Annotated in this window: 11 protein-coding genes; 6 read left to right on the top strand and 5 right to left on the bottom strand. The window is 42.3% G+C overall.

Annotated elements, in window-relative coordinates; all coding sequences use genetic code 11:
• Positions 1 to 20 precede the first annotated feature (20 nt).
• Positions 21 to 674, bottom strand: coding sequence for a TetR family transcriptional regulator C-terminal domain-containing protein (locus QZ407_RS03890; protein ID WP_295767807.1), 654 nt, complete (start codon positions 672 to 674; stop codon positions 21 to 23).
• Between the two features lie 197 nt (positions 675 to 871).
• Between QZ407_RS03890 and QZ407_RS03895 the strand changes: the two genes are divergently transcribed.
• Together QZ407_RS03895 and QZ407_RS03900 are read left to right on the top strand one after the other, a co-directional pair.
• Entirely contained in the window at positions 872 to 2,155 is a 1,284-nt protein-coding gene (locus tag QZ407_RS03895) for a DASH family cryptochrome (RefSeq protein WP_295767808.1), read from the top strand.
• 66 nt (positions 2,156 to 2,221) lie between these two features.
• A complete protein-coding gene (locus QZ407_RS03900; protein ID WP_295767809.1) occupies positions 2,222 to 3,910 on the top strand; it encodes an RluA family pseudouridine synthase in 1,689 nt (562 codons plus the stop codon).
• A gap of 11 nt (positions 3,911 to 3,921) precedes the next feature.
• On the opposite strand, the gene QZ407_RS03905 is transcribed toward QZ407_RS03900, so the two are convergent.
• From QZ407_RS03905 to QZ407_RS03915, 3 genes are all read right to left on the bottom strand, one after another.
• Positions 3,922 to 5,067: a polymerase gene (locus tag QZ407_RS03905; protein ID WP_295767810.1), complete on the bottom strand. Its 1,146-nt coding sequence runs from the start codon at positions 5,065 to 5,067 to the stop codon at positions 3,922 to 3,924.
• A 184-nt stretch (positions 5,068 to 5,251) separates the two neighbouring features.
• The gene (locus QZ407_RS03910; protein ID WP_295767811.1) at positions 5,252 to 7,132 is read right to left on the bottom strand and encodes a DNA topoisomerase IV subunit B; all 1,881 of its coding nucleotides are present in this window, start codon (positions 7,130 to 7,132) and stop codon (positions 5,252 to 5,254) included.
• Between the two features lie 165 nt (positions 7,133 to 7,297).
• On the bottom strand, positions 7,298 to 7,960 hold the full coding sequence (locus QZ407_RS03915; protein ID WP_295767812.1) for a hypothetical protein: 663 nt from the start codon (positions 7,958 to 7,960) through the stop codon (positions 7,298 to 7,300).
• A gap of 109 nt (positions 7,961 to 8,069) precedes the next feature.
• Here QZ407_RS03915 and QZ407_RS03920 point away from each other — a divergent pair, with 109 nt between their 5' ends.
• Positions 8,070 to 9,401 (top strand): amino acid permease, encoded by a 1,332-nt coding sequence (locus QZ407_RS03920; protein ID WP_295767813.1) that lies wholly within the window; start codon positions 8,070 to 8,072, stop codon positions 9,399 to 9,401.
• Positions 9,402 to 9,431: 30 nt separating this feature from the next.
• Positions 9,432 to 10,283 carry a tetratricopeptide repeat protein gene (locus QZ407_RS03925; RefSeq protein ID WP_295767814.1) on the top strand — a complete coding sequence of 284 codons (852 nt, stop codon included), beginning with the start codon at positions 9,432 to 9,434 and terminating at the stop codon, positions 10,281 to 10,283.
• Between the two features lie 2 nt (positions 10,284 to 10,285).
• Here the strand turns inward: QZ407_RS03925 and QZ407_RS03930 are convergent, their stop codons facing one another.
• Positions 10,286 to 10,879, bottom strand: a complete 594-nt coding sequence (locus QZ407_RS03930; protein ID WP_295767815.1) for a helix-turn-helix domain-containing protein — start codon at positions 10,877 to 10,879, stop codon at positions 10,286 to 10,288.
• A 273-nt stretch (positions 10,880 to 11,152) separates the two neighbouring features.
• Here QZ407_RS03930 and QZ407_RS03935 point away from each other — a divergent pair, with 273 nt between their 5' ends.
• The gene (locus QZ407_RS03935; RefSeq protein WP_295767816.1) at positions 11,153 to 11,734 is read left to right on the top strand and encodes a Crp/Fnr family transcriptional regulator; all 582 of its coding nucleotides are present in this window, start codon (positions 11,153 to 11,155) and stop codon (positions 11,732 to 11,734) included.
• A gap of 95 nt (positions 11,735 to 11,829) precedes the next feature.
• Entirely contained in the window at positions 11,830 to 12,903 is a 1,074-nt protein-coding gene (locus QZ407_RS03940; protein ID WP_295767817.1) for an SDR family oxidoreductase, read from the top strand.
• Positions 12,904 to 12,905: the final 2 nt, after the last annotated feature.

A 12,905-nucleotide genomic window follows, 5' to 3' on the forward strand; every position in this document is an offset into this window, starting at 1 on the left:
AAATAAGCTGATGCGTGCTTTTATAACCCCATTTTCTCCTTAAAATTTCCGTTTTTTACCAGAAATTTTCCATAGTCGATAAGGTTGTCAATAGGTGAGCGCTGAAACAAATCAAACGTAACGTTCACACCCTTTTCAATAGCTTCATCAGTTTTCTCAAAACCTGCCGAGTTATCATTGATCCAAAAATTCAGCACAAAGCCAAATTGCATCCATAACCCATCTTTGTATCGTTTGGCAAAAAACTTACGGTCGGTGAGTTCGCCGCTATCAAGGCCATCGCGCAGTATTTCATCGGCAAAACCCTCAAATAAATTTTTAAACGTATCAAGTACTCTTGGTGATGATAAACCACGCGGATGCTTCCTGATGCTGTAAACGGCAAAGCTGCGGCTGCTTTTAAGTAATTCAAAAAAGCTGTAGAAAAACGATAGAGCTTTCTCACGCGCTGAGTACTGCGGCCAAATTTCCTGGGTTTTTATTTCGGTAATGGTTTTGCGGGCAAAATCGGCCCATATACTTTGTTCAACTGCCTCAAATGAGCCAAAAAAGCGATAAAACTCTTCCTCGCTCATGTCATTGTTTTTGGCAAACAAATAAACCGATTTTGGCTCACGGCCCTCGGTAAGTACATAATCAATATAGGCGTTCTGAATGCTTTCGGTAGTAGCCATAGTGTATCTGATATGATGATTTATATAAATGTACGTTATAATTAACCAAATAGTGTGAGGCTGGTTTAAAATCAAATAATTAGAATGTGATTAAGGTTATGCCCAAGTGTTGGTAAGGTGTCAAATAATGCCGCAACTATGCTGTATAAATTAGAAAATTAGCATTTTTGTTTGTTAATTTGGATTGGTTATAAACAATGAGCGAAAGAACGATACTGGTTTGGTTTAGAAATGATTTACGCGTGCATGACAATGAAATATTGCTCGAGGCCACCCGTAAGGCAGATAAAATAGTACCGGTATACGTTTTCGATCCTCATTACTTTACAGTTACACCAAGTGGCGGACAAAAAACCGGTAGTCACCGTGCACAATTCCTGATTGAAAGCGTGGCCGATTTAAGGAATAATCTTCAAAAATTGGGTGCTGATTTGTTAATTGCACACGGTAATCCTGCCGAGGTAATTCCGCAGCTTGCTGTGCAATATGAGGTGAATGAGGTTTATCATCATAGAGAAGTAGCGTTAGAAGAAACCAACATTTCAGAAGAGGTAGAAGCTGCGCTATGGAAAATGAAACTAAATCTTAAACATTTCATAGGCCATACACTCTACCATAAAGAAGACTTACCTTTTCCCATAAAAGATATACCAGACAGCTTTAACACATTTAAGAAAAAAGTTGAGCGCGACAGTGACGTAAGGCCCTGTTTAGCCACTCCTGAGGTGATAAATATGCCAGCGTTAGCAGACGCAGGCCAGATACCAACGCTTGATGATTTAGGCCTACCGGCACCCGGAGCTGATGTGAGGGCAGGTTATTCATTTAAAGGTGGCGAAACCATTGCCTGGCATCAGCTTGAGCAGTTTTTTGCTAACTACAGCACAGCACGCAATACCAAAACCGCACGTAATAGTGCATCATCAAAGCTATCGCCGTGGCTTGCATTAGGGTGTGTATCGCCAAGACAGGTTTATTGGGAGGTTGTAAAACACGGTCAGGAAATCAATAATCACCCATTAATGCTTGAATTACTGTGGCGTGATTATTTCCGCTTTATGTTTAAAAAGCATAGTCACCGGTTCTTTAATCCTGAAGGCTTTAAAGGAGCAGCACCAGAACTGGCCGATAATCAGGAAGAACTTTTTGAGCAATGGAAAAGCGGTAATACAGGTGTTCCTTTTGTTGATGCCAGTATGCATGAACTTAATGCTACGGGTTTTATTGGAAATGCCCACCGCCAGGCTGTTGCAGCATATTTGGTAAAAGATTTAAAGGTTGATTGGACTCGTGGCGCACAATGGTTTGAAGAGAAACTGATTGATTACTCGCCTGCAAGCAACTGGGGTAATTGGGCTTACATTGCAGGGGTGGGTAATGATCCGCGCGAAAACAGGTATTTCAGTCCTAAAGCGTATACAGAACTTGACCCCAAAGGCGAATACGTAAAGCTATGGCTTAATAGCCAGCCTGTAGCTTGAAAATTTTCGGCATCTTTTTAAGGATGCAGTAAACAGTTATTTTTGCACCAGCAAACCTCCAGGCAATTGACACTCGGTAACAACGGCAAAATTATTTATTTCAATAAGCAGGCTATTGAAGGAATTGCCTTACCCGAACAATTTACCTTTCCGTTTTTTTACAAACCTCATAAGCTAAGCAAAATAGCTGCTGCTGAGTTACAGCAATACCTCGAAACACAAAATGATTTTGACCACAACTTTGGCCTTGATAATAGTAAAGAAGGCAACGCCATAGGCAAAATGTTCGGCGTGCTGGTAGTGCAAGATGCTGAAGGCAACATCGGATATTTATCAGCCTTTTCGGGTAAACTTGCCGGTTCAAATCATCATCATAAGTTTGTTCCACCGGTATTCGATATGCTGGCCGAAGGTAGCTTTTTTTTAAAAGGTCAGGAAATCATCAACAGAACAAACGCTAGGATAGAAGCGCTGGAAGGTGATGAGTTTTACTTGCGCCTGAAAGAAAACCAGACCAAACTGAAGCTTGACTGTGAGGCTAATGTTAAAGCCTTAAAAACCGAGCTTAAGGAAAATAAAGCCAAGCGTAAAGCTTTGCGTGTGGCGCAGCAAAGTGTGTTAGATGCTGATGCTTATAAAAACTTTGAGGCCGACCTCATTAAACAAAGCTTACATGATAAACACAGGCTTGCTCTGTTACTGCAAAGCAATGAAGGCTTGCTGCTAAATACGGCTAATGAAGTCAAATCATTTGAGGACAAAATTGAATTTCTGAAAAATGAGCGCAAAGAACGTTCGGGCGCATTGCAGCAACAGTTATTTGAGCAGTACTCATTTTTAAATAAAGCGGGACAAGCCAAAAGCCTGCATGATATTTTTAGTGTAACTGCATTTCAAAAACCGCCATCGGCGGCTGGCGAGTGCGCAACACCCAAGCTGTTACAATATGCGTTTTTAAATGGCTATAGGCCTTTAGCCATGGCAGAGTTTTGGTGGGGAGCAGCGCCCAAATCGGAGGTAAGGCAGCACAAGCAGTTTTACCCGGCCTGTAATGGCAAGTGTAAGCCTATACTAGGGCATATGCTTGAGGGGATGGAAGTTGATGAAAACCCTTTGCTGCATAATAACGTCCAAGGCATTAATTTAACTATAGTTTACCAGGATGATTATTTTGTTGTAGTAAACAAGCCTGCCGAATTAAGGTCGGTACCTGGTGTGTACATTGAAGATTCGGTTTACAGCCGGCTAAAAGTGATGTTGGGAAATACTGAGCCGCTTATTATTCACAGGCTTGACATGGGAACATCGGGGCTTTTGGTTGTTGCTAAAACAAAGGAAGCTCACAAATTTATTCAGGCGCAGTTTTTAAAGCGTACGGTAAAAAAGCGTTATACCGCGCTGTTATCAAAGGTATTGAATGATGATGAAGGCGAGATTGACCTTCCATTACGTGGTGACCCGGAAAACCGACCAAGGCAGTTAGTATGCTTTAAGTACGGTAAACGCAGCCTTACCAAATGGAAGGTGGGATTGCGTACACTTACCACCACAAAAGTTCATTTTTGGCCCTTAACAGGTCGTACCCATCAGTTACGTATGCACTCTGCACATGAGTTAGGGCTTAACGCACCCATAGTAGGAGACGACCTGTATGGTACAAGTAGTCAACGGTTGCACTTACAGGCATCTTATCTGGAGTTTTTGCATCCGCACACGTCACAGGTGATGACTTTTGAACTCGAAGAGGAATTTTAAGTTGAGAAAGCTTAAAAAGCTTCACCTAAACTCATATAAAAACCTTGCTGACGTTTTTCTCCGGCGGCTTGCTGTCCAACTCCGTAATCAATTCGCATGGTTAAACCTTTTTCGGTATCAAAGAAATAACGAAGGCCACCGCCATAGTTAGGCTTAAATTGTTTTAAATCGAGCTTGTTACGAAATACTGTTCCCGTGCCTGCAAACGCAGCAATGCCTATGCGGTCACTAATTCGATAGCGTAATTCTGTTTGGCCGGCAAGTAAATTTTTATCGCGGTAGCGTCCGTTATAATATCCGCGCATCATCTCGTCATTGCCAAGTTCGGGTAACAGGTAAAACGGCGTTTGGTTGCCCAGTAAGCTTTGTTCCTGAATGTTTAGGCCTACAACAAAGCGTTTGCTTAAGCTAAAAAATTGGGCGTATTCTATATTGAAAAAGCTGCCCTTATAATTATTATCGGCAAATAAGCCGTGCATTACATTTAAATAAGCATTTACTACCATGCCTTTGGTGGTGTAGGTGTTATTATTACGGTTATCAAATGTTATGTTGGGCCCGGCAAAAATACCTGCACCGCCATTACGATCATATGGGGTAAGCTGTGCTTCAAATGGTTTCCCGGTGTTATCTATGCGGTAAGTAAAGTTATAGCCGCCGGCAACATACCCAAGGTACCAGTTACCCAATCTTTTTTCACCGCTGAAGTTTATACGCAGCCTTTTTTCGCTTATGCGTTGTTCACTGCTTTTTTCGGTATTGTTGCCAATGCCATAAAAGTTGAAAGGAAAGTTTACATAGCTTATAAGCCCCGTATAATGATAGCGGTTTTGTGCCGTCCAGTAGCTGCTACTTAGGCTAACGCGTTGCTGGCCTTCGGTAGTAAATGTGCCGTAGGCAAATATATTTGATACGCGGGTTACCTTGCTGGTATCAGTATAAAAAGAGTATAGGGTTGAGGCGCCAAGTTCCAGGCCTGTTTCGGGTGCGGAGCTAATTACCGGCAGTAAAAAAAAGCTTGCGCTACGGCTGCTGTCTTTTTCAAACAGCATTTTGCGTACAAACTTAGGTGCAATTTTTTTTATAAACTTAGGTTGCGCATATGCGTTGCCAACACAAAGCAATCCTAACAATATCAGGGTAACGTATTTTCTCATTGATGCAAAGCCGCAGGTTGATTAAAGGCAAAGTTACCTTTATTGTTTGCAAAGTTTACATACATACGCTTTATGTTGTAAGGTTGACAGTATATGTGAACCTGCCAATCAATCCTTTAAAGATAATAATGAACTGTGTACAGATATAAAATAGGCCTGCATATGCAGGCCCTCTTATAGTTGTTTAAGCTACCAAAGCTTCCGGTTCTGAAACCAGCGGATTCACTGTGGCATCATCTTTTTCTACCCGCAGGTTTTGCACAATATGCTGCTGGCGGGTAGGTGTGTTTTTGCCCATAAAGTATTCAAGCAAGCCTTTAATGTTGGCATCTTTTAAAATCACGGGATCGAGGCGCATATCCTTTCCAATAAAAAGACCAAATTCATCTGGCGATATTTCACCCAAACCTTTAAAGCGTGTAATTTCGGGCTTGTTGCCTAATTTGGCTATGGCATTTCTGCGTTCTTCGTCGCTGTAGCAATAAATAGTTTCCTTTTTATTACGTACGCGAAATAAAGGGGTTTGTAATATAGAAACATGACCGGCCTTAACCACATCAGGGAAAAACTGCAAAAAGAAAGTCATGATCAGTAAACGGATGTGCATGCCGTCAACGTCGGCATCTGTTGCTATTACAATGTTATTGTAACGCAGGCCGTCAATTCCATCTTCAATATTTAATGCGTGCTGTAAAAGGTTGAACTCTTCGTTTTCATACACAACCTTTTTAGTTAGGCCAAAACAGTTAAGTGGTTTACCTTTTAAGCTGAATACGGCCTGTGTAGCCACATCACGTGATTTGGTGATAGAACCACTTGCCGAGTCACCCTCAGTAATAAATAAGGTTGTTTCCTGTTTACGTTCATGGTTGTCATCAAAATGCACCTTGCAGTCGCGCAGTTTGCGGTTGTGTAATGATGCTTTTTTTGCGCGCTCGTTGGCAAGTTTTTTTATACCGGCAATATCCTTACGTTCACGTTCTGATTGTAAAATACGTTTCAGCAAAGCATCGGCTGTTGCCGGGTTTTTGTGCAGGTAATTATCTAACTGTGTTGTAAGAAAATCATTAATGAAAGTACGCACAGTAGGTCCATCAGGCCCAATGTTTTGTGAGCCCAGCTTAGTTTTGGTTTGCGATTCAAATACCGGTTCCTGCACTTTTATGGCAATGGCCGCAACAATAGATGCCCTGATATCTGCAGCATCAAAGTCTTTTTTGAAATGCTCACGGATTGTTTTTACCACAGCCTCACGAAAGGCTGCCTGGTGCGTACCGCCTTGCGTGGTGTGCTGACCGTTTACAAATGAATAGTACTCCTCGCCATATTGCTGACCGTGGGTCATGGCTATTTCAATATCCTCCCCCTTAAGGTGAATAATGGGATAGCGAATGTTATCGGCATCGGTCTTGCGATCAAGCAGATCTTTAAGTCCGTTTTGCGAAAAGTATTTTTCTCCGTTAAAGTTGATGGTTAAACCGGCGTTCAGAAACACATAGTTCCAGATCATGTTTTGCACAAACTCCGGTATAAAGCGGTAATTACGGAATATGCTATCATCGGGATAAAAATTGATAGCTGTACCGTTGCGCTGTGTGGTTTCCTTCTCGGCTTCATCGCGCACAAGTTCGCCTTTGGTAAACTCGGCTATTTTGGTGCGGCCATCACGGTATGATTGTACGGTGAATGATGTAGAAAGCGCGTTTACGGCTTTGGTACCTACACCATTTAAACCAACCGATTTTTGGAAGGCTTTACTGTCGTACTTACCACCTGTATTAATTTTAGATACACAATCAATTACCTTACCCAGCGGAATGCCCCTGCCATAATCACGTACCGATACTTTATGATCGTTCATGCTTACGTCAATGCTTCGGCCGGCGCCCATCACAAACTCATCTATTGAGTTATCTACAATCTCTTTCAGTAATACGTATATGCCATCATCATAAGCCGAGCCATCGCCCAGTTTACCTATATACATACCCGGACGGAGCCTTATATGCTCTTTCCAATCAAGCGACCGTATACTATCTTCACTATAATTGATGTCTTCTGCCATGTAAAACCTGTTTAATTGCTACCTCAGGAAAGGATTGACTTACACCATCAGGATGAAACAAAATGATATTCAATATCATGCGCAAATGGCCATGTATCCTTGTAATAACAACTTTTGTTATCATCAAACATACTAAAATTATTGGCAATGAGCAAGGTTGCGCTGCTATTTAAAACGCATACAATCGCGCGCTTTGTTTATATTTTTGAAAAAGTCGGGGCCTTTAACGTTGGTGAGGCAAACAGCCAGCATATAGCCTGTGTGATCTTTTTGCACGGCTATAATAAGTGCGTATTTGTAATGCTTGGTATCAGGCAAATCGGCCAGGTTAAGCAAATATGTTTTGCCCGAGTCGGCATTGTACTCGCTTAATATACTTGGAGGCAAGTTGCGTGTAAAATATCTCGTATCATCACTTAGCGCGGCAGCGTGCGCACGTGCGGCTTCAAGGTAGGACGAATCGGGGTTGGCAAGAGTTTTCCCCGTAACGTTTTTAACCTGCTCATAGCTGGCCCAATTTTGCTTTAAAGAGTGTACCTGCATCCAAACCTCAAAATCTTTTCCGGGCAGTTCCATACCGTAATCAAAAGAAAAGTTTTCGTTATTTGCAGCAGAAACTTCTTTGAACGCTTCGGGCAGGTGAAATTCAATACCAGCCTCAGATGCCTCTTTGGTGAAGTTTGACAGGGGAGTACTTGCGGTAACGCGTGCAGCAGGCTTGTTTTTTTTAACACCTTTTACCTGCGCATTTACAGCAGTCATACTCAGGCATAGCAAACCTGAAACAAGTAGCATTATTTGAGTAATTTGCTTGGCAATGTGTTTCATTAATGTTAAACCGGCAATGAGTTAATTTTTTGCGGAACAAAGATACGCACCTATGCGAAAGCAAATGTATAATATTAATTGAAAAATAAAACTGTAAGCTAAAACTACAATGAGTATAAAACCCCGGCTAAACCGCTTTGATATAACCATGATTGTGGTTAGCCTGATTATAGGTACAGGCATATTCAAAACCCCGGGTGAGGTTGCCTTAAGAACCGGCAGTGTTAACTTGTTTTTTGCCGCCTGGGTTGTTGGCGGCGTGGCAACCCTTTGCGGCGCATTTACCTTTGCCGAAATTGGCGCACGCTACCCAACCACCGGAGGGTTTTATAAACTGTTTTCGTACTGTTACCATCCGGCATTTGCTTTTATGATAAACTGGGTGGCCATTGTTGCCACAACAGCATCAGTAGCAGCAGTTGCACTTATAGGTGCCGAATATCTTAATCCTTTGGTGCTGCCGCCGGCTATGCAAAACCAAACAGGCAACAAAATTAGCACTATAGTAATGGTGCTTATCGTTTACTTTATAAACTTCATGGGCATTAAAACCAGTGCCCGTACACAAAATTTGCTTACGGTATTTAAGGTTGCAATGATTGTGCTGCTTTGCCTGGCCGTTTTTTTAAGTGATGGTAGTGCGCGGGTAAACCAGGCGGTTATGCCGCAGGGTAGTACGGTTGCATCATTCGGGCTTGCGCTGGTTGCTGTGTTTTTTACCTTCACCGGTTACCAGCAAACTATAAATTTTGGCGGAGATGTTATAGATGCCAAGCGAAACATACCTAAGGGGATTTTTGCGGGTATTGCAATTGTAATTTTGGTATATATGACGGTAAATTATGCTTACTACTCGGTTTTAGGCATGGGCGGCTTGCAGCAAAATACCGGCCTTGCAGCTAAAATGGCTTCGGTTGTTTTTGGGCCAATTGGTTCAAAGGTTACATCAATACTCATGTTTATATCGGTATTGGCTTATGTTAACGTAAACATCATGTCGGTACCCCGAATGTATTACGCCATGGCCGAAGATGGTGTATTGCCGGCCATTTTCAAGCGCGTAAACCCGCGTACCCAAACACAGGTATTTGGTATGAGCTTTTTTGTAGCCACCGTACTGCTTATCTTACTTGCTGTAGGTTCATTTGGTGAGGTACTTAACTATGCCATATTTTTTGAATGCCTTGGGTTAAGCTTTGGTGCAATAGCCATATTTGTTTTACGTAAACGCACCAGTAACCTTAACGGCACCGGAATTTACACTATTAAATGGTACCCGTTAGTGCCGCTGGTATTTATTGTAGTTTACTGGTTTGTGATTATCAGTATTTTTATGGCACAGCCTAAGGCCATGTTGGTGTGCCTGGGCGCCTTTGCAACCGGGTTAATAATATTTTATTTAGCAAAGTTGCGATCAAAAGCGATAATTGATAGAAGTTAACTTGCTATATTGTGCTATTAAAACCTCATCATGAAACCTATTATTCTACTGCTGCTTACGACGCTTGCTTCGGGTGTATTTGGGCAATCCAACAGAGTTGATACACTTCAATTTGATAAGCGCTATACCCGGTGCGAAAAGCAATGGGTTGCCTTTAAGAATAAAAAAGATAAGGAGTATTCTTACGGATACATTTACATTGATGCACAGGCCGGCTTTACATATGATGCCAAAGGAACATTTACCATTGGTGCCGATGATAAATATATAGCTGATACCACTATATCAAAAAACTCATCAATAAAATATCGTATAGCTCCTAACTGGGGTAACGTTGCTTTAATACCAACATCACGTTACAAAGAACTTAACCTGCCCGCCGAGCCATCATGGCTAAAGTTCTATTACAATTATACCGACACTGTTGCTCATAACGTACGCTGGGGCTGGACGTATAATGCCGTAAACGATTGTGAAATTGCGCTTTTGTATTTACAGAAGGCTTACGCGGTTAAACCCCACGCCGAAGGACTGGAGTTTGAAATGGCTTATGCCTACAATGCACTGGGACAGCTTGATAATGCAATAAGCATTTTAAACGCTGGTTTAGCTTTCAACCCAAAGGATGTTATGCTTATACGCGAATTGGGCTATTCGTATTTACAAAAGGCCGATTATCCTAATTGCATAAGAATTTATAAGCAGGGAATAGAGCAATGCACTGATAAGCAAATTGATACCAAAAGCGAAATGGCACTTAACCTATCTGCCGCTTACAAGCGCTCTGGAGACGAAGGACAGTATAAAACATGGTTGGATAATGCGCGTAACTGGGCACCTGTAGGTTCACCCGTTGCAGAAATTGTAAAAAGGCAGCAGTAAATTCATCGTAACAGCGGTAATGCCGGTTGATAAAAAACCGATTTCTTATTGTATTCTCTTGCAGCGTTAAAGCAGGTAAATAAAATGTTATATGCATACATTGCCGGGATAAAGAGAAAGACAATTAAATCCGGCAGCTCCATTAGCGGATTGTAATAATGCAAAATAGCACTGCTGATCATCAAAGCGTTATAAGCAACAAATATTATGCACCAGGTAATTTGAAAGTTAACTACCCTTTTAACTGTGTAGTTTACTTCTTTAAATTGCTTTCCGTAGCGTATTGCCATAATGTAGGGTACTAAAATGCCAAATAGCGGAAACACAATAAAACTTAAGGCCGAAAGGTGAATTATGGTCAGGTAGTTGCTATCCACTTCCGGATAATTATTTGCTGCAGATGTCAGCTCACTTACATCAATACCAAGGCAGGCAGACAAGCGTTGCAGCGAATCGCCCCTTGGTTCGGATTCCCCATTTTCAATACGTTGAATAGTGCGCAAACTTAGTTGAGTTTGGCTGGCAAGATAATCTTGCGAGTAACCTTTTGCTATGCGTAAACTTTTAATCCGGGTTGATAAGTCCTGGTTTTTCATGGCTTTGTTTTGTGACAAATTTATAGCTTAAGGTTTAAGTAAATGTACGTCTTGTTTACGGCATTTGCACGCCAAAGTCTATTTAAGGGTATTACAAGAAATATGAACTTTAAAATGAACAAACGAGATGAGTAAACTTTACTTGCCGTGATAAGTAGAAGTTTGTGTCGGCTAGTATATAAAGAGTAAATGCGACATAGCTTTTGAAGATAAGGTGTAACAGGCAACTATTTTAAGCGCAAGGCTTACCTTTGTAGTAAATATAAAATCTGCATGTTTGATGTTTTGCTATCGCATATTGATGAAAAGGTTACCCTGAACGAGCAGGAAAAAGCGCTGATGCAAAATTACTTTGTACCAAAAAGGTTAAGAAAACGCCAATACCTATTACAGGAAGGCGACGTTTGCAGAAACCTGGCTTTTGTATCTAAAGGATTGCTTCGTACTTATAATGTTGATGACAAGGGCGACGAGCACATGAGCATTTTTGGCTGGGAAGGCTGGTGGATATCCGACTTTAATAGTTTTCTTACCGGAGTTCCGGCTGTGTTTAATATTGATGCAATTGAGGATTCGGAAGTGCTGTTGTTATCGCGCGAAAATTATGAAGCCATAACATTGGCCATACCTATGATGGACCGATACTTCAGAATACTTTACCAAAACAGCCTTGTCACTAAAGAACGTCGTTTAATGAGCTCGGTAACTGATACGGCCGAAGAAAAATACCTAAGGCTAAGCCAATCAAACCCCGACATGATTGAACGCATACCGCAAAACCTCATTGCCTCCTACCTTGGCATTGCCCCCGAAACCCTGAGCCGGATCAGGAAAAATCTGGCCATGCGCAAATAACACATACTTGATATAGATCAAGTGGATTTCTTAAGCAGGGTCAAGTGTGCAATACTTGATTGCCTTTAAATTTGACGTTATAAAAATTTTAACAAATGTCAAATACTATCAAAGCATTAGTTGTAGGCGCCAGTGGCATTACAGGCAGCAACCTTGCTAATAAACTCACAAGCAAAAATATCATCACCTACGGTTTATCGCGTACGCCAAATGGTAACATCAACGGCTTAATTCCGGTTGCGGCCAACCTTTTAGATAAAGATAACCTTGCTACCGCTTTAGCCGATATTGCACCTACCCATGTATATTTTACCGCATGGATGCGTAATGATACCGAAGCGGAAAACATCAGGGTAAACAGTCTTTTGGTAAGTAATGTGCTTGATGTACTATCGGCCAAGGGCAGCGTTGAACATGTGGCACTGGTTACCGGGTTAAAACATTACCTGGGCCCTTTTGATGCTTATGCCAAGGCCGGAACGTTGCCATTAACACCCGTGCGTGAGGAGCATCCGCGTTTGCCTTTAGATAATTTTTATTACGCGCAGGAAGACGTGGTTTATGCCGCAGCCGCCCGCGACGGCTTTACCTGGAGCATACACCGTCCGCATACCGTAATTGGCTATGCCGTGGGCAACCTCATGAATATGGGCACCACCCTAGCAACTTACGCCATCATCTGCAAAGAAACCGGGCGGCCATTCCGTTTTCCGGGGTCGGCTGCACAATGGAACGGGCTTTCGGATGTTACGGATGCCCGCTTACTGGCCGAACATATGATATGGGCATCAACTACCGATGCCGCCCGCAATCAGGCCTTCAACGTAGCCAATGGCGATATTTTTCGTTGGAACTGGCTTTGGCAACAAATAGCCGACTGGTTTGGCATTGAAGCCGCAGGTTTTGACGGCACCATACACCCGCTTGAAACCGAAATGGCAAACGATGCCGAAGTATGGACCAGCATTGCCCAAAAGCATGGTTTAAAAGAACCCAACCTGTTGCGCCTGGCGTCAGCCTGGCACACCGACCTTGACCTGGGCCGCCCGTTAGAGGTAATGACCGACATGTCGAAAAGCCGTAAACTGGGCTTCACCCATTATCAAGACACGCGAGAATCATTTTTTGAACTTTTTGCTTTGCTAAGGGAGTTAAAGCTGATTCCGTGAGA

The sequence above is a fragment of the uncultured Mucilaginibacter sp. genome (assembly GCF_913773635.1).
Taxonomy (GTDB): domain Bacteria; phylum Bacteroidota; class Bacteroidia; order Sphingobacteriales; family Sphingobacteriaceae; genus Mucilaginibacter.